14 protein-coding genes and 1 pseudogene are annotated in these 16,551 nt (G+C 68.4%); 7 read left to right on the forward strand and 8 right to left on the reverse strand.

Features of this window, described 5'->3' with window-relative positions:
• Window positions 1-36: 36 nt before the first annotated feature.
• A pseudogene (locus tag I2456_RS15600) lies at window positions 37-1,899 on the forward strand (DEDD exonuclease domain-containing protein); the annotation flags it as partial.
• On the opposite strand, the gene trpD reads toward I2456_RS15600, so the two are convergent.
• Window positions 1,837-2,925 (reverse strand): anthranilate phosphoribosyltransferase, encoded by a 1,089-nt coding sequence (gene trpD / locus I2456_RS28520; protein WP_068026736.1) that lies wholly within the window; start codon window positions 2,923-2,925, stop codon window positions 1,837-1,839. The pseudogene I2456_RS15600 and the gene trpD overlap by 63 nt on opposite strands.
• Window positions 2,926-3,034: 109 nt before the next feature.
• On the opposite strand from trpD, the gene ctaE reads away from it, so the two are divergent.
• The 4 genes from ctaE to qcrB are packed head-to-tail and all read left to right on the forward strand — an operon-like array spanning window position 3,035 to window position 7,500.
• Complete coding sequence (gene ctaE / locus I2456_RS15605; protein ID WP_068026740.1) at window positions 3,035-3,646, forward strand: aa3-type cytochrome oxidase subunit III; 612 nt, start codon at window positions 3,035-3,037, stop codon at window positions 3,644-3,646.
• A gap of 40 nt (window positions 3,647-3,686) precedes the next feature.
• A complete protein-coding gene (gene qcrC / locus I2456_RS15610) occupies window positions 3,687-4,544 on the forward strand; it encodes a cytochrome bc1 complex diheme cytochrome c subunit (protein ID WP_241007999.1) in 858 nt (285 codons plus the stop codon).
• Window positions 4,541-5,776 (forward strand): cytochrome bc1 complex Rieske iron-sulfur subunit, encoded by a 1,236-nt coding sequence (qcrA, locus tag I2456_RS15615; RefSeq protein ID WP_068026743.1) that lies wholly within the window; start codon window positions 4,541-4,543, stop codon window positions 5,774-5,776. Before qcrC ends, qcrA begins: the two co-directional genes overlap by 4 nt.
• Window positions 5,773-7,500: a cytochrome bc1 complex cytochrome b subunit gene (qcrB, locus tag I2456_RS15620; RefSeq protein WP_085075598.1), complete on the forward strand. Its 1,728-nt coding sequence runs from the start codon at window positions 5,773-5,775 to the stop codon at window positions 7,498-7,500. Before qcrA ends, qcrB begins: the two co-directional genes overlap by 4 nt.
• A gap of 72 nt (window positions 7,501-7,572) precedes the next feature.
• Here the strand turns inward: qcrB and I2456_RS15625 are convergent, their stop codons facing one another.
• From I2456_RS15625 to ctaC, 4 genes are all read right to left on the reverse strand, one after another.
• Window positions 7,573-8,220, reverse strand: coding sequence for a DUF2561 family protein (locus tag I2456_RS15625; protein ID WP_085075597.1), 648 nt, complete (start codon window positions 8,218-8,220; stop codon window positions 7,573-7,575).
• Window positions 8,220-9,182, reverse strand: coding sequence for an MmpS family transport accessory protein (locus tag I2456_RS15630; RefSeq protein WP_163703950.1), 963 nt, complete (start codon window positions 9,180-9,182; stop codon window positions 8,220-8,222). Before I2456_RS15630 ends, I2456_RS15625 begins: the two co-directional genes overlap by 1 nt.
• Window positions 9,183-9,354: 172 nt before the next feature.
• Window positions 9,355-9,774 carry a cytochrome c oxidase subunit 4 gene (locus tag I2456_RS15635; RefSeq protein ID WP_068026757.1) on the reverse strand — a complete coding sequence of 140 codons (420 nt, stop codon included), beginning with the start codon at window positions 9,772-9,774 and terminating at the stop codon, window positions 9,355-9,357.
• Between the two features lie 8 nt (window positions 9,775-9,782).
• Window positions 9,783-10,892 (reverse strand): aa3-type cytochrome oxidase subunit II, encoded by a 1,110-nt coding sequence (ctaC, locus tag I2456_RS15640; protein ID WP_085074524.1) that lies wholly within the window; start codon window positions 10,890-10,892, stop codon window positions 9,783-9,785.
• A 134-nt stretch (window positions 10,893-11,026) separates the two neighbouring features.
• Between ctaC and asnB the strand changes: the two genes are divergently transcribed.
• The gene (asnB, locus tag I2456_RS15645) at window positions 11,027-12,994 is read left to right on the forward strand and encodes an asparagine synthase (glutamine-hydrolyzing) (RefSeq protein ID WP_085074525.1); all 1,968 of its coding nucleotides are present in this window, start codon (window positions 11,027-11,029) and stop codon (window positions 12,992-12,994) included.
• A 13-nt stretch (window positions 12,995-13,007) separates the two neighbouring features.
• Here asnB and I2456_RS15650 read toward each other — a convergent pair whose 3' ends face one another.
• Window positions 13,008-13,982, reverse strand: coding sequence for a carbohydrate kinase family protein (locus I2456_RS15650; protein ID WP_068026766.1), 975 nt, complete (start codon window positions 13,980-13,982; stop codon window positions 13,008-13,010).
• 203 nt (window positions 13,983-14,185) lie between these two features.
• Here I2456_RS15650 and I2456_RS15655 point away from each other — a divergent pair, with 203 nt between their 5' ends.
• Window positions 14,186-14,842 carry an Rv0361 family membrane protein gene (locus tag I2456_RS15655; RefSeq protein ID WP_068159923.1) on the forward strand — a complete coding sequence of 219 codons (657 nt, stop codon included), beginning with the start codon at window positions 14,186-14,188 and terminating at the stop codon, window positions 14,840-14,842.
• A 40-nt stretch (window positions 14,843-14,882) separates the two neighbouring features.
• On the opposite strand, the gene I2456_RS15660 is transcribed toward I2456_RS15655, so the two are convergent.
• Together I2456_RS15660 and I2456_RS15665 are read right to left on the reverse strand one after the other, a co-directional pair.
• Window positions 14,883-15,239 (reverse strand): iron-sulfur cluster assembly accessory protein, encoded by a 357-nt coding sequence (locus I2456_RS15660; protein ID WP_067418934.1) that lies wholly within the window; start codon window positions 15,237-15,239, stop codon window positions 14,883-14,885.
• Between the two features lie 81 nt (window positions 15,240-15,320).
• Window positions 15,321-16,397, reverse strand: coding sequence for a glycerate kinase family protein (locus I2456_RS15665; RefSeq protein ID WP_139823209.1), 1,077 nt, complete (start codon window positions 16,395-16,397; stop codon window positions 15,321-15,323).
• Between the last annotated feature and the right edge of the window lie 154 nt (window positions 16,398-16,551).

The raw sequence follows: 16,551 nt of genomic DNA on the forward strand, positions 1-16,551 counted from the left end.
CCGGGGCTGTCGGTGCGCATGCCTAACGTCACCGCCATGGGCGTGACCGGTGCGACTCAGCTGAGCTTCGCGCAGGTGGACGGCTGGGACGGCGCCGCGGAACAGTCGCTGCACGACACCACCTTCGTCGTGGTGGACCTGGAGACCACCGGCGGCCGCGCGAGCGGCACCGACGCCGCCGCGGCCGACGCCATCACCGAGATCGGCGCGGTCAAGGTGCGCGGCGGGGCGGTCCTGGGTGAATTCGCCACCCTGGTCGACCCGCAACGCAGCATCCCGCCCCAGATCGTCCAACTGACCGGCATCACCACGGCAATGGTGTGTGACGCGCCCACGATCGATGCGGTCCTGCCGATGTTTCTCGAGTTCGCCGGTGACGCCATCCTGGTCGCGCACAACGCCGGCTTCGACATCGGATTCCTGCGCGCCGCGGCCCAACGGTGCAACATCGCCTGGCCCCGGCCACGGGTGTTGTGCACGGTTCGGCTGGCGCGGCGGGTGTTGAGCCGGGAAGAGGCGCCCAGCGTGCGGCTGGCGTCGCTGGCCAAGCTGTTCGCCGTCACTACCCAGCCCACCCACCGGGCACTGGACGACGCTCGCGCGACCGTCGACGTATTGCACGCACTCATCGAGCGAGTGGGCAACCAGGGCGTGCACACCTATGCCGACCTGCGCGCCTACCTGCCCGACGTCACCCCGGCCCAGCGGCGCAAGCGGGTGCTCGCCGAGCGCCTGCCGCGGCGGCCGGGGGTGTATCTGTTCCGCGGACCGTCCGGTGAAGTGCTGTACGTCGGAACCGCGGTGGACCTGCGCCGGCGGGTGAACCAGTACTTCAACGGCAGCGATCCGCGGGGCCGGATGAAGGAGATGGTCGCCCTGGCCAGCGCCGTCGACCATGTCGAATGCGCCCATGCGCTGGAAGCAGGCGTGCGGGAGCTGCGGCTGCTGGCCGCCCACGCCCCGCCCTACAACCGCCGGTCGAAATTTCCGCACCGGTGGTGGTGGGTGGTGCTCAGCGACGAGGCGTTCCCGCGGCTGTCGGTGGTCCGCAATCCCCGCCACGACCGAGTCATCGGCCCGTTTCGCTCGCGCGCCGACGCCGCGGACACCGCGGCGCTGCTGGCCCGGTACACCGGCATCCGCACCTGCACCAAGCGCCTGGGGCGTTCGGCGCTGCACGGACCGGACTGCCCGCGGGTCGAAGTGTCACCCTGCCCGGCGGCCCGCGATGTGACCCCCACCCAGTACGCCGCCGCGACGGTGCGGGCGCTGGCGTTGACCGACGGAGCCGACAACGCCGCGCTCGCGGCGGCCGTCGAGCAGGTCAATCAACTGGCCGAGCGCCGACACTACGAAAGCGCGGCACGGCTGCGCGACCACATCGCCACCGCCATCGAGATGCTGTGGCGCGGCCAGCGCCTGCGCGCGCTGGCGCGGCTGCCCGAGTTGATCGCCGCGGCCCCGGACGGTAGCGGCGGCTATCACCTCGCCGTCGTCCGCCACGGTCAACTCGCCGCGGCCGGCGCCGCCGGGCGCGGAGTACCGCCGATGCCGGTGGTCGAGGCGATCACGGCGGGGGCGCAGACGGTGCTGCCGACCCCGGCACCACTGGGCGGCGCGCTGGTCGAGGAAACCGCGCTGGTCACCCGCTGGCTGACGACGCCGGGTGTGCGCATCGTGCGGGTCACCGGCGACGAGTCCGACGACGGTTGGTGTTCACCGCTGCGGTCGGCAGGCCCGTGGGCCGCGTGGGCGGCCTCGGCGCGATCGGCGCGGATCGCCGCCGAGCAGGCCGTTGATAGTCGAACTAGCCGAGTAGGCCGGGGCAGCGGGCACTCAGACCTGCTGGCCGAACCGCACCCATCGCGCGAGCAGGTGTTCGGCCGCCCCGCTGTCGATGGCCGCGGCGGCCCGCCGCAGCCCGTCCTCCCACGCCGGCAGCCATTCAGCGCGGCTGGATAGCCCGGCGTGGGCGACGATCGCACCGGCGGCGTTGAGCACCACCGCATCCCGCACCGGACCGGCGGCGCCCGCCAGCACGGCGCGGACCTGCGCCGCGTTGGCTTGCGCGTCGCCGCCGCGCAGTTCGTCGAGGTCGGCGCGGGGGAAGCCGAATCCCGCCGGGTCGAAGGTGAGCTTGTCCACGGTGCCCGCCTGCACCCGCCAGATGGTGCTGGTGGTGGTCGTGGTCAGCTCGTCGAGCCCGTCGTCGCCGTGCACCACCAGCACGCTGGACCGGCGGGCGGCGAACACCCCGGCCATCACCTCGGCGAGGTTGGCAAAGGCACAGCCGATCAACCCCGCCCGCGGTCGAGCCGGATTGGTCAGCGGCCCAAGCAAATTGAACACGGTCGGCACCCCGATCTCCCGGCGGACCGCCGAGGCGTGCCGGTAGGACGGGTGAAACTGCGGCGCGAAGCAGAACCCGATGCCGACTTCGGCCAGGCTGCGCGCCACCTGGTCGGGCCCCAGGTCGATGCGGACTCCGAGCGCCTCGAGCGTGTCGGCGCCGCCGGACAACGACGACGCCGCCCGGTTGCCGTGTTTGACCACCGGCACCCCGGCGGCCGCCACCACGATCGCCGCCATCGTGGACAGATTGACCGTGTTGACGCCGTCACCCCCGGTGCCCACGACGTCGACGGCATCGTCCGGGATCGCGTCGGTGGGCATCGGTCTGGCGTGGCTGAGCATGACCTCGGCCAGTTCGCTGACTTCGGCCGCAGTGGGCACCTTCATCTTCAGCGCAACGGCGAAGGCCGCGATCTGCGACGGCTGGGCATGGCCGGTCATGATCTGATCCATGGCCCACGCGGCCTGGCCGCGCCGCAGATGCTGCCCGTCGGTCAGCCGGCCCAGCAGTTGCGGCCACGACGACTCCACCGCGCCCGACGCGGGTGGGGACGCCTCCGGGGACACAGCCACGCGCCGATGGTCCCACGACGCGACGCCGGGACGGCGGCAAGGGAACCAAATCGCCCGAATTTTCGACCCGGGTAGAGGACAACAACTACAAAGCGTCATACTTGCGGATGTGACGAGTGCTGTAGGGACCTCGGGTACTGCCATCACGTCGCGGGTGCATTCGCTGAATCGACCAAACATGGTCAGTGTCGGCACCATAGTGTGGCTGTCTAGCGAGTTGATGTTCTTTGCTGGGCTGTTTGCGTTCTATTTCACGGCCCGAGCCCAGGCCGGCGGCAACTGGCCGCCGCCGCCCACCGAGCTGAACTTGTACCAAGCCGTCCCGGTGACGCTGGTCCTGATCGCCTCGTCGTTCACCTGCCAGATGGGGGTGTTCGCGGCCGAGCGCGGTGACGTTTTCGGGCTGCGCCGCTGGTACGTGATCACGTTCCTGATGGGACTCTTCTTCATCCTCGGGCAGGCCTACGAGTACTACCACCTGGTCAGCCACGGGACCACCATCCCCGGCAGCGCTTACGGCACCGTGTTCTACCTGGCCACCGGCTTCCACGGGCTACACGTGACCGGCGGGTTGATCGCCTTCATCTTCTTGCTGGCGCGCACCGGGATGAGCAAGTTCACCCCCGCACAGGCCACCGCCAGCATCGTCGTGTCCTACTACTGGCACTTCGTCGACATCGTGTGGATCGCGCTGTTCACCGTCATTTATTTCATCCGATGAGCTCGCGGCTCCGAATACAGCTATGAACAGGAGTGCTCGGTTGAAGAAGTTGGGGTCCACCCGATCCGGTAGGCAAAGCCGGCCAGAGGCCAGGCTCAGCGACCGCGCGCGGCGGCGGCTGCGGCGGCGCGTGTCGGGCGGGCTGTTGCTGCTGATAGCGCTGACCATCGCCGGCGGGCTGGCCGCGGTCCTGACCCCCAGCCCCCAGGTGGCCGTCGCCGACGAGTCCGGTGCAGCGCTGCTGCGGACCGGCAAGCAACTCTTCGACACCTCCTGCGTGTCCTGCCACGGCGCCAACCTGCAAGGCGTGGCCGACCACGGGCCGAGCCTGATCGGCGTCGGTGAGGCGGCGGTGTACTTCCAGGTGTCCACCGGCCGGATGCCCGCCATGCGCGGGGAGGCGCAGGCGCCGCGCAAGGAGCCGATCTTCGACGCGGCGCAGATCGATGCGCTGGGGGCCTACGTGCAATCCATCGGCGGCGGCCCGACCGTGGTGCGCAATCCCGACGGCAGCCTGGCCATGCAGTCGCTGCGCGGTAGCGACCTGGGCCGCGGCGGCGATCTGTTCCGCCTCAACTGTGCGTCCTGCCACAACTTCACCGGGCAGGGCGGCGCGCTGTCCTCGGGTAAGTACGCGCCCAACATCGAGGCCAACGAGCAGCAGATCTTGACCGCGATGCTGACCGGCCCGCAGAACATGCCCAAGTTCGGCGACGGCCAGCTGTCCTTCGAAGCCAAGAAGGACATCATCGCCTACATCAAGAGCGTCAAGGAGGAGCGGCCGCCGGGTGGTTACGGCCTCGGCGGATTTGGACCCGCACCTGAGGGCATGGCGGCGTGGATCATCGGAATGGTGGCCGCCATCGGTTTGGCATTGTGGATTGGGGCTCGAGCATGAGCGACGACGCTGACATCAAGAACCGCGCCAAAGCCGACGTCGGCTCCGACACCGACACCGGCGCCAACGTCGGGACGCACGAGGAACCCGACGACGCCGCCTTGGCCGCCATGTCGACCAAGGAACTGGTCGAGCTCGGTGGCCGGATGGACGGCGTCAACACCGTCTACAAGGAGCTGCGCTGGCCGGTAGAGGGCACCCGCGCCGAGAAGCGCGCCGAGCGCTCGGTCGCGGTGTGGCTGTTGCTGGGTGGGTTGTTCGGGCTGGCCCTGCTGCTGGTCTTCTTGTTCTGGCCGTGGGAGTACAAGTCGCGGGAAGACCCGGGCAACATCTGGTACTCGCTGGCCACTCCGCTCTACGGGCTGACGTTCGGTCTGTCCATTCTGGCGATCGCCATCGGCGCGGTGCAGTTCCAGAAAAAGTTCATCCCCGAAGAGATTTCGATCCAGGAACGCCACGACGGGGCCTCGCGGGACATCGACCGCAAGACCGTGGTCGCCAACCTCACCGACGCCCTGGACGGCTCCACGGTCCGCCGCCGCAAGCTGATCGGACTGTCCCTGGGCATGGGCCTGGGCGCGTTTGGCCTGAGCACCTTGGTTGCGTTTGCCGGCGGCTTGATCAAGAACCCGTGGAAGCCGGTCGTGTCCACCGCCGAGGGTAAGAAGGCGGTGCTGTGGACCTCGGGCTGGACCCCGCGCTACAAGGGCGAGACCATCTATCTGGCGCGCTCGACCGGGTCCTACTCGGGAGCGCCCTATGTCCGGATGCGTCCCGAAGACATCGAGGCCGGCGGCATGGAAACCGTCTTCCCCTGGCGCGAGTCCGACGGCGACGGCACCACCGTCGAGTCGCGGGAGAAACTGCAGGCGATCGCGATGGGCATCCGCAACCCCGTGATGCTCATCCGGATCAAGCCCACCGACGTCGGCCGCGTGGTCAAACGTCAGGGCCAGGAAAGCTTCAACTTCGGCGAGCTGTTCGCTTACACGAAGATCTGCTCGCACCTGGGCTGCCCGGCGTCGCTGTACGAGCAGCAGTCCTACCGCATCCTGTGCCCGTGCCACCAGTCGCAGTTCGACGCGCTGCACTTCGCCAAGCCGATCTTCGGTCCGGCGGCCCGCGCGTTGGCGCAACTACCCATCACAATTGACTCAAACGGGTATCTCGTCGCCAACGGCGATTTCCGCGAACCCGTGGGACCAGCATTCTGGGAGCGCACAACATCATGAGTCCAAAACTTCGTCCCCCCAAAATCGGCGACGTCCTGGCCCGCCAAGGCGAGGACATCGATACCCGCTATCACCCCTCGGCGGCGGTCCGGCGTCAGCTCAACAAGGTCTTCCCGACGCACTGGTCGTTCCTGCTCGGTGAGATCGCGCTGTACAGCTTCATCGTCCTGCTGCTCACCGGGGTTTACCTGACCCTGTTCTTCGACCCCTCCATGGCCGACGTCACCTACAACGGCGTCTACCAACCGCTGCGCGGCGTGGAGATGTCGAAGGCCTACGCCTCGGCACTGGACATCTCCTTCGAGGTGCGCGGCGGGCTGTTCGTCCGGCAGGTCCACCACTGGGCCGCACTGATTTTCGCCGCGTCGATCATGGTCCACCTGGCCCGGATCTTCTTCACCGGCGCTTTCCGCCGGCCGCGCGAAGCGAACTGGGTCATCGGTGCGCTGCTGCTGATCCTGGCGATGTTCGAGGGCTACTTCGGCTACTCGCTGCCTGACGACCTGTTGTCCGGCATCGGGCTGCGCGCCGCGCTGTCGTCGATCACCCTGGGCATGCCGGTCATCGGAACCTGGCTGCACTGGGCGCTGTTCGGTGGCGACTTCCCTTGTGGCGGAGTGGGATACGAATGCGCCCAAGCCGGTTACATCATCCCGCGCATGTACGCGTTGCACATCCTGCTGCTCCCGGGCATCATCTTGGCGCTGATCGGGCTGCACCTGGCGATGGTGTGGTTCCAGAAGCACACCCAGTTCCCCGGCCCGGGACGCACCGAGCACAACGTCATCGGTGTTCGGGTCATGCCGGTGTTCGCGGTCAAGTCCGGCGCGTTCTTCGCCGCGATCGTCGGCGTCCTCGGCCTGATGGGCGGACTGTTGCAGATCAACCCGATCTGGAACCTGGGCCCCTACAAGCCATCTCAGGTATCGGCGGGCTCACAGCCGGACTTCTACATGATGTGGACCGAGGGCCTGGCCCGCATCTGGCCGCCCTGGGAGTTCTACTTCTTCCACCACACCATTCCGGCTGCGGTGTGGGTGGCGCTGCTGATGGGGCTGATCTTCGTCCTGCTGATCGTCTACCCCTTCCTGGAGAAGCGGTTCACCGGTGACTACGCGCACCACAACCTGCTGCAGCGGCCGCGTGATGCACCGGTACGCACCGCGGTCGGTTCCATGGCGATCGCCTTCTACATGGTGCTGACGCTGGCGGCGATGAACGACATCATCGCGTGGAAGTTCCACATCTCGCTCAACGCCACCACCTGGATCGGGCGCATCGGCATGGTGGTCCTGCCGCCGTTCGTCTACTTCATCGCCTACCGCTGGGCGGTCGGCCTGCAGCGCAGCGACCGCGGTGTGCTCGAGCACGGCATCGAGACCGGCATCATCAAGCGGCTGCCGCACGGTGCCTACATCGAGCTGCACCAGCCGTTGGGCCCCGTCGACGACCACGGCCACCCGCTTCCGCTGGAATACCAGGGTGGGGCGTTGCCGAAGCGGATGAACAAGCTGGGCTCGGGCGGCTCGCCCGGCATGGGCAGCTTCCTGCGCGCCGACCCGGCGTCGGAGGACGCGGCCTTGCGCGAAGCCCAGCACAGCGGGGAACGGCGTGCGCTGACCGCAATGCGCGAGTACCAGGAGGGCCTCAACGGCTCGAACGGCTCGCACAACGGCCACGGACGCAACGGCTCCAACGGCTCGCGCAACGGCGACCACAACTAGCTGATCGCAGCTCCGGCGTGCGCCCAGGGCGGGACTCGGACTCCCGCCCTGGGCGCACCGTCGATTGACGCCTCAGTGCCTGTCGTGCGCGGCGCGTAGCTGACGGACGTAGAGCCACTCGATGGCCGGCATGGCCACCGTGATCAACCCGGACAGGCCGTAGACCACCCACGCCGCCCCGTCGTGACCGGTGGCCATCAAATAGGTCGCGGCCGCGACGCCGATCAACGCGGTGCCGATGGCGGCGGTCAGGGCGACCGTGCCACGCAGCCACATGCGGTCCACCGCCTCGCCCGACCAGTCGCCGTCGGCCGCGACCGCCTGGACTGTCCCCCGGCGGGCCGGCTCGGGGATCCCGCGGGCCGCGGGCCGCCCGGACTTCAGTGGCGCACGCCCCAGCGTGCGTCCCTGCAGCGCCGGTGAGCGCACGATCGGCTGCTCCGGTTGGGTCCGGCGGGCTCTCAGCAACACCGGGATCGCGCCGGCGATGATCAGCGCCGACACGATGATGACGGCGTACAACACCCATGTCGTGTGCGAGCCGCCGGACACTTTGTGGAACCCCTGGCCGAGGTCGGCCAGCGCGACGATGGCGGCCACCCCCACGCCGACCAGCACCAGCCAGATGGCCGCGCAGACACCGATCATGATCCGGTCGATGAGGTTCGGCGGCACGACGGGGTCCGGCCCGCGCCGGTACGAGGAGTATCTACCCACCATCAGCAGCTCGTCTGCCAGGCGTCGTTGCTGTTGGAGGACAACACCGTTCCGTCGTTGGTGGTGATGGAGCAGTTGAGCCTGCTGACCCGGAAGAGGCTGGACGCCTCGACCGAGCCCACGTCCGAGTTCGAGATCGGCGTGACGGTGATCGACCACGGGATGTAGACGTTGTGCTGTGTCCGTCTGCGGCCGGAAGCATCTACATAGGTCACCGAGATGATGTCGCCCGGGGCCTTGGTGCCGGTCACAGTGTAGGTGACCTGCCGCGGCCCGGCCGGCGTGGTCGGGGGCGGCGGCGCGGCCGCAGACGGGCTGGCCGGTGGCGGTGCCGGGGGCGACGGCGAAGGCGCCGGCGCCGGGGGCGGTGGCGGTGCTGGGGTCACGGTCACTGTCTGGGTCTCCGTGGCTGTCGGTGGCTCGGTCGTGGGCGGTGGGGGTGGGGGTGGCGGTGGCGGCGGCGGTGTGGTGGTGGTGATTTCGTCCTGCACCGGCGGCGTCGACGACGTGGTGGTGGTGGCCGGGTTGGCCAGATTGCTGCTGCTGCCGGTCCGCGTCACCAGCAGCGACACCGAGACGACCAGCGCGATTGCCGCCACGATCGCGGCCACGCCGACCACCCAGGGCCACCGCGGCGCGGCGTGCTCGTCGTCGTCGAACTCCTCGTAGTCGTCGTAGTCGTAGAGCCGCAGATCGGCCGGCACGTATTGGCCGCTGACGAATTGCTCGGACTCCGGCGCCGAGTAGGCCCGGGAGTAGATGTCGGTGGCGCCGGTGATCTCCGGCACGTCGTGGCCGGCATCGAACGGCTCCAGCTCGCCACCGTACCCAGCACCCAAGTCCAGGTCCGGGCCGAAGTCGCTGCCGGCGTCGTCGCCGTCTGCCGCCGGCTCCGGTTCGGCGCTGGGCTCGCCGGCGAAGTCGGGTTCGTCAGGTTCCCGCCCCGGCGGATTCGGCCCGCTCATGATTGCCTACCCTGTCCAACTGCCTCACCTGCGCGCCGAAGCCGCCCTACCTGCGCGCTCGGGAGATTCTGCTTATGCCCCGAAAACCCTACCGAACGGGGAGGGGCAGCGAAGTAACGGCAAACTGGCCACTGATCAACTGATGCCCGGATTGTGACCTTCCTCGATCCGATCAGTGGTTCTCCGGGCCGGTGTAGTACTCGAAGACCAGTCCGGCCGCCGAAGCCAGGATGAACACCACGCCCGCGGTGATCAGCCAGGGCAGCCACAATGCGATACCGACCGCCGCGACCGAGCCGGCCAGGGCGATCATGATCGGCCACCAGCTGTGCGGGCTGAAGAAGCCCAATTCGCCTGCGCCGTCGCTGATCTCGGCGCCTTCATAGTCCTCGGGCCGGGTGTCGAGACGACGGGCGACGAACCGGAAGAAGGTGGCCACGATCAACGCCAGTCCGCCGGTCAGCACCAGGGCGGTGGCGCCTGCCCACTCGACACCACCCGGGGAAAAGATTGCGGTCAGTACCGCATACAGGATCGCGACCACGACGAAGAAGGCGGCGATGAATTCGAACAGCCTGGCTTCGATATGCATTGCGTGTCCTAACCGGCGCTGGGCGCCAATTGACCCCGGCGAACGTCGAATGGATGGGTGGTGACCGCCAGCGGAGGCTGGTTGATCGCCTGCAACGCCTCGGCGTTGGTCTTACCGCCGACTCGCTGCTGCAAGTACGCCTTGAAGTCGTTCGGGTTCACCACGCGGACCTCGAAGTTCATCATCGAGTGATAAGTGCCACAGAACTCGGCGCAGTGCCCGACGAACGCGCCGGTCTGGGTGATCTCCCCGACCTGGAACACGTTGACCGAGTTGTTGGCTTTCGCGTTGGGAATCACGTCGCGCTTGAACAAGAACTCCGGCACCCAGAAGGTGTGCACCACGTCTGCAGAGTTCAGCTGGAATTCGATGCGCTTGCCGGTGGGCAGCACCAGGATCGGGATCTCGGTTTGGGTGCCCAGAATCTCGACCTTGTCGTAGTTGAGGTATTCCCGGTCGGCGGTGTTGCGCCCGTGCACCGGACCCACCAACTCCTCGCCGTGGGCGTCCTTACCCTCCGGCTTGGACTCCACGGCCCGTTTGCGCTCGGGGTCGGCACCCTCGTAGGTCATGGTGCCGTCCTTGAAGTTGACCCGCTGATATCCGAACTTCCAGTTCCACTGGAACGCCGTGACGTCGATGACGACCTCGGGGTCCTTCTCCAGGTGCAACATCTTCTCCTGCACCACGACGGTGAAATAGAACAGCACCGAGATGATCAGGAATGGTGTGACGGTCAACACCAGCTCCAGCGGCATGTTGTAGCCGAACTGGCGAGGGAAGTCTTCGTCGCTGCGCTTCTTGCGGTGGAAAGCCGACGACCAGAACATCAGCCCCCACACCGCGATGCCCACCACCAGCGCGGCGATCACCGATCCGATCCACAGTTCCCGGTTCAGGCGGCCCTCGGGGGTGATCCCGTACGGCCAGCCCATCCCCAGCACCTGAGACCAGCTGCAGCCGCTCAGGGTGACCGCTAGCACCCCCAGCGTGCCCGCCAGCCCCAACGGGCGGAGACGACGAGTCAGGCCTCGGGCGCTGCGTCCGGTGCTGCCTGGACGGCGCTGAGACCTACTCTGCGACAAGCTTTGCGAACGACCTGGCTCGCGACGTGTCACGGTGGCGCCTCCTGCTCGGATGTCGAATACTACGCAGCGTAGACCACGGGGTGGGACCCGGCGACTGCCTGGTCACCGCGACGCGCCCGCCGCGGCATCCCCCAGCACCGCCACGTGCGGCATACTGGGGCGCCGTGTGTGGACTGCTGGCCCTCGTCGCGGCTCCGACCGGGGCGGACGGCCCCGCTGGAGCCGATGACCAAGTCGACGGCGCGATAGCCCGCTCGTCCCACTTGATGCGCCACCGGGGTCCCGACGAGCCGGGCACCTGGACCGAGCCGCACGCCGACGGGTCCGTCCCCGGCGTGGTGTTCGGGTTCAACCGGCTGTCCATCATCGACATCGCCCATTCCCATCAGCCGCTGCGCTGGGGCCCGCCGGAAACCCCCGACCGCTACGTGCTGGTGTTCAACGGCGAGATCTACAACTACTTGGAGCTGCGCGACGAGCTGACCACCAGGCACGGCGCCGTCTTCGCCACCGACGGCGACGGAGAGGCGATCGTAGCCGGCTACCACCACTGGGGCGCCGAGGTCTTGGGCCGGCTGCGCGGCATGTTCGCCTTCGCGCTGTGGGACACCGTGACCCGGGAATTGTTCTGCGCCCGCGACCCCTTCGGCATCAAGCCGCTGTTCATGGCCACCGGCCCCGGCGGCACGGCTGTGGCCAGCGAAAAGAAGTGCCTGCTCGATCTGGCGGATCTGGTGGGCTTCGACACCGCTCTCGACGAGCGTGCGGTGCAGCACTACACCGTGCTGCAGTACGTGCCCGAGCCCGAAACGCTGCACCGTGGGGTGCGGCGGCTGGAGTCCGGCTGCTACGCGCGCATCCGTCCCGGTGCCCAACCGCAGGTCACCCGCTACTTCCAGCCGCGCTTTGCGGCCACCCCCATCGCCGCCGGCAGCGAACAGGCTCGCTATGACGAGATCACCGCGGTGCTCGAGGACTCGGTTGCCAAGCACATGCGCGCCGACGTCACCGTCGGGGCGTTCCTGTCCGGCGGTATCGACTCGACGGCCATCGCGGCGCTGGCCATCCGGCACAACCCGCGGCTGATCACCTTCACCACCGGGTTCGAGCGCGAGGGATTCTCCGAGATCGACGTCGCGGTGGCCTCCGCCGAGGCCATCGGCGCCCGCCACATCGCCAAAGTGGTCAGCCCCGAGGAGTTCGTCGCCGCGCTGCCCGAAATCGTGTGGTACCTCGACGAGCCGGTCGCCGATCCCGCGCTGGTGCCGTTGTTCTTCGTGGCCCGCGAAGCTCGCAAACACGTCAAGGTGGTGCTCTCCGGCGAAGGCGCCGACGAGTTGTTCGGCGGCTACACCATCTACCGGGAGCCGCTGTCGCTCAAGCCGTTCGACTACCTGCCGCGGCCGCTGCGCCGGTCGATGGGCAAGGTGTCCAAGCCGCTGCCCGAAGGCATGCGCGGCAAGAGCCTGCTGCACCGCGGCTCGCTGACGCTCGAGGAGCGCTACTACGGCAACGCCCGCAGCTTCTCCGACGCGCAGTTGCGCGACGTCCTGCCCGGGTTCCGGGCGGACTGGACGCACACCGACGTGACCGCGCAGGTGTACGCCGAGTCGGTCGGGTGGGATCCGGTGGCCCGCATGCAACACATCGACCTGTTCACCTGGCTGCGCGGGGACATCCTGGTCAAGGCCGACAAGATGACGATGGCCAACTCGCTGGAGCTGCGGGTGCCGTTCCTGGACCCCGAGGTGTTCGCCGTGGCGTCGCGGTTGCCTTATCAGGCCAAGATCACCCGCACCACGACCAAGTACGCGCTGCGGCGCGCACTGGAGCCCATCGTGCCCGCGCACGTGCTGAACCGGCCCAAGCTGGGCTTCCCGGTGCCCATCCGCCATTGGCTGCGCACCGGCGAACTACTGGAGTGGGCCACCGACTTGGTGGCCTCGTCGCAGGCCGGGCACCTCGTCGACCTCGCCGCGGTGCGCCGCATGCTCGACGAGCACCGGCTGGGCGCCAGCGATCACAGCCGGCGGCTGTGGACCGTGCTCATCTTCATGCTCTGGCACGCGATTTTCGTCGAGCACAGCGTGGTGCCGCAGATCAGCGAACCGCACTACCCGGTGCAGTTGTAGGCGCTCGCGGCGGCTAGGCGAGTACGGCGCTGATCTCGGCGGCCGCCTCGTCGCCGTACGCGCCGGCCAAGCGGGTCGTCGCGACGTCGCGGTCCCACTGCCACTCCTGGGTCCCGGTCGACTCCAGCACCAGCACGGCGACCAGCGAACCCAGCTGGGCGGACCGCTCGATGCTCAGGCCGGCGCTGCGGCCGGTCAGGAAACCGGCCCGGAACGCGTCCCCGACGCCGGTGGGGTCGGTCTGGCTGTTCTCCGGGACCACGCCGACGTGGACGGTGGTGCCGTCGCGGTCGACGATGTCGACGCCCTTGGCGCCCAGGGTGGTCACCCGCAGCTCGATCTGCGCCATCACGTCGGCCTCCGACCAGCCGGTCTTGGACAGCAGCAGATCCCACTCGTAGTCGTTGGTGAACAGGTAGGTGGCGCCGTCGATGAGCTTGCGGATCTCCTCTCCGGACAGCCGGGCCAGCTGCTGGGACGGGTCGGCGGCGAAGGGCAGTCCCAGTTCGCGGCACTCGTCGGTGTGCAGCACCATGGCTTCGGGATCGTTGGCCCCGATGATGACCAGCTCCGGGGTACCGATGGCGGCCACCACATCGGCGAGCTTGATGCCGCGGGCCTCGGACATGGCGCCCGGGTAGAAGGACGCGATCTGGGCCATGTCGACGTCGGTGGTGCAGGTGAACCGCGCCGTATGGGCGCTCTCGGAGATCAGGACGTTGTCACAGTTGACGCCGTGGCCTTGCAGCCAGTCGCGGTAGTCGGTGAAGTCCTGCCCGGCCGCGCCGACCAGCGCGGCGTCACCACCCAGCACACCGATGGCGAAAGCGATGTTTCCGGCGACCCCGCCGCGGTGGACCACCAGGTCGTCGACGAGGAAGCTCAGCGACACCTTGTGCAGGTGCTCGGGCAGCAGCTGCTCTGAGAACTTGCCCGGAAACCGCATCAAGTGGTCTGTGGCAATAGAACCCGTTACCGCGATCGTCACTGAATCTCCACCCTTCGTTCCATAGGTCGTCTAGCCTCTCATGGGGATCGGCCGGGCGACCAACGCCGTCGCCAGGTGCCGACATCCGGGGGCCGGTGACAGCCGTTGCGCTAGCCTGCTCGATGAGCTCACCAGGTTGCCGGAATCCCCCTGCTCGGGCGACAACCGCTCGCCGCCTCACCACCCAGCGTAGGAGAACAACGATGGCCGGTCCGCATCCGCCGAACCATGGTGTCGGCAGCGACGGACCTCAGTCGGCGCACCCCTACCCCGAGCCCGGACACCAGCAACCGCCCACCTTCGACTTCCCCGCTGACCCGAGCGAAGCACCGCCCGGCTTCTCCCCCGGCCCACCAGCACCGGCCTACCCCAAGCGACGGCCCAAACGGCTGCTGATCGGGGTGCTGTTGGCCGTGGCGCTGGTCGCCGCGCTGACCGCCGCGATCGTCTACGGCGTGCGCACCAACGGCGCCAGCACCGGCGCTTCCTTCACCGAAGGATCGGCCAAGACGGCGATCCAGGGGTATCTGGACGCGCTGGTGCACAAGGACACCGAGACCATCGTCCGCAATTCGCTGTGCGGGATCTACGACGCGGTCAAGGACAAGCGCTCCGATCAGGCCTTGGCCAAGCTGAGCAGCGACGCGTTCCGCAAGCAATTCTCCGAGGTCACCGTCACCTCGGTGGACAAGATCGTCTACTGGTCGCAATACCAGGCCCAGGTGCTGTTCACCATGCAGGTGGTGCCGGCCACCGGCGGTCCGCCGCGTGGTCAGGTGCAAGGCCTGGCTCAGCTGCTGTTCCAGCGCGGGCAGGTGCTGGTGTGCTCCTACGTGCTGCGCACCGCAGGACAGTACTGACCGGGCCGGGGCACACGCCCGACCCGGTCTTACCGATTGATCAGTTGAACGAGTCCCCGCACGCGCACGAGCCCGTGGCGTTGGGGTTGTCGATGGTGAAGCCCTGCTTCTCGATGGTGTCGACGAAGTCGATCGACGCGCCTTCGACATACGGCGCGCTCATCCGGTCCACCGTCAAGGTCACGCCGCCGAATTCGGCGGTCAGGTCGCCGTCCAGCGTCCGGTCGTCGAAGAAGAGGTTGTAGCGCAGTCCCGCGCAGCCGCCGGGCTGAACGGCGATCCGCAGCGAAAGATCGTCCCGCCCCTCCTGGTCGAGCAGCGACTTCGCCTTGGCGGCAGCGGCCTCGGTCAGGATCACGCCGTGGGTCTTGGCGGTCGACTCGTTCTGCACCGTCATTGCTTCTCCTACATGCTCATTGTCGGGTGGGCGCCCAGCGCGATCCGGTCTGGGATGTGCTCTTGGGGAAAACCCACTAACTCAACGGTACCCCGGCGGGCCGCTATTCCCGAGTCGCGCAGCCACCTCCGAGGCCAATCCCATCAGTTGATTGGCCGCGTCGGCCAACGCCAGCCCCACCGATCCTGCATATTCGGCCATGGACAGCGCCGACATGATGCCGGACAGGCGGGTCGCGGATTTGTCCAACGACACCTGCCCGGCCAGCACGATCACCGGGATACCCAGCGGCTGGGCCGCCGCGGCGATCTCGCCCACTACCTTGCCGTGCAGGGACTGCTCGTCGAATTTCCCCTCGCCGGTGACGATCAACTCGGCGTCCGCCAGGTCGTCCTCCAAGTGCGTCAGTTCGGCGATGATCGCGGCACCGTATTCGCAGCGGCCACCCAGGGCAAGCAGCCCCGCCCCGATTCCCCCGGCCGCGCCGGCGCCGGGCTCCGCGCTCACATCGCGGCCCGCAGCGGCATCCAGTTCCATCGCCCACGCCTCCAGACGCACCTCCAACTGAGCGACGGTGGCGGTGTCCGCTCCCTTTTGCGGTGCGAAGACCCGGGATGCGCCCCACGGCCCGAGCAGCGGATATTCGGTGTCCGAGGCGGCGATCAGCTCGACTTCGGCCAACCGCTTGCGGGCGTCGTCCAGGCCGCCGAGTTCGGTGATCATTCCGCGCCCGCCGTCGGTGCAGGCGCTGCCGCCCAGGCCGACCACGATCCGCTTCGCGCCGGCCTGCAGCGCGGCGGCGATCAGCTGGCCCACGCCCTTACTGTGCGCGGTCATCGCGGTCTCCGGCGTCGGCGGCCCGCCCAGCAAAGCCAGTCCGCAGGCCTGCGCGCATTCCAGATAGGCGGTCGCCGAGCCGGGATCGAAGACCCACGCCGCGTCCACCGGGTCATCCAACGGCCCGGACACCCGCAGCCGTCGCTTGCGCCCCAGCCGGCTGGCCAGCACCTCGACGAAACCGGGGCCCCCGTCGGACTGCGGCGCCACGATGAACGAGTCACCCGGCCGCGACCTGGTCCAGCCCGTGGCGATGGCGGCGGCGGCTTCCACCGCGGACAGGCTGTCGCCGTAGCAGTCGGGCGCCACCAGCACCCGCATGGCAGGCAGTTGCAACCTGCCGGGCCCGAAGCCACCGGCAGGATCATCCGAGGCCTGCGAGCCGTTCATTACCCGCCAGCGTATGTCGGATTTGCTTACTGGCGCATGCGTAACAGCGGCGCAATTCCGGCGCGCGGCCAGCCGCGAAGTAACC

Origin of the sequence: Mycobacterium kubicae, from assembly GCF_015689175.1 — a bacterium.
Lineage (GTDB): Bacteria > Actinomycetota > Actinomycetes > Mycobacteriales > Mycobacteriaceae > Mycobacterium > Mycobacterium kubicae.

What these genes read in the sequence shown, in the direction of transcription:
- qcrA (WP_068026743.1), top strand. Translation starts at nt 4,541, where the DNA reads ATGAGCGACGACGCTGACATCAAGAACCGCGCCAAAGCCGACGTCGGC.
- qcrB (WP_085075598.1), top strand. Translation starts at nt 5,773, where the DNA reads ATGAGTCCAAAACTTCGTCCCCCCAAAATCGGCGACGTCCTGGCCCGC.
- I2456_RS15625 (WP_085075597.1), bottom strand. Translation starts at nt 8,220, where the DNA reads ATGGTGGGTAGATACTCCTCGTACCGGCGCGGGCCGGACCCCGTCGTG.
- I2456_RS15630 (WP_163703950.1), bottom strand. Translation starts at nt 9,182, where the DNA reads ATGAGCGGGCCGAATCCGCCGGGGCGGGAACCTGACGAACCCGACTTC.
- I2456_RS15635 (WP_068026757.1), bottom strand. Translation starts at nt 9,774, where the DNA reads ATGCATATCGAAGCCAGGCTGTTCGAATTCATCGCCGCCTTCTTCGTC.
- I2456_RS15655 (WP_068159923.1), top strand. Translation starts at nt 14,186, where the DNA reads ATGGCCGGTCCGCATCCGCCGAACCATGGTGTCGGCAGCGACGGACCT.
- I2456_RS15660 (WP_067418934.1), bottom strand. Translation starts at nt 15,239, where the DNA reads ATGACGGTGCAGAACGAGTCGACCGCCAAGACCCACGGCGTGATCCTG.
- I2456_RS15665 (WP_139823209.1), bottom strand. Translation starts at nt 16,397, where the DNA reads ATGCGGGTGCTGGTGGCGCCCGACTGCTACGGCGACAGCCTGTCCGCG.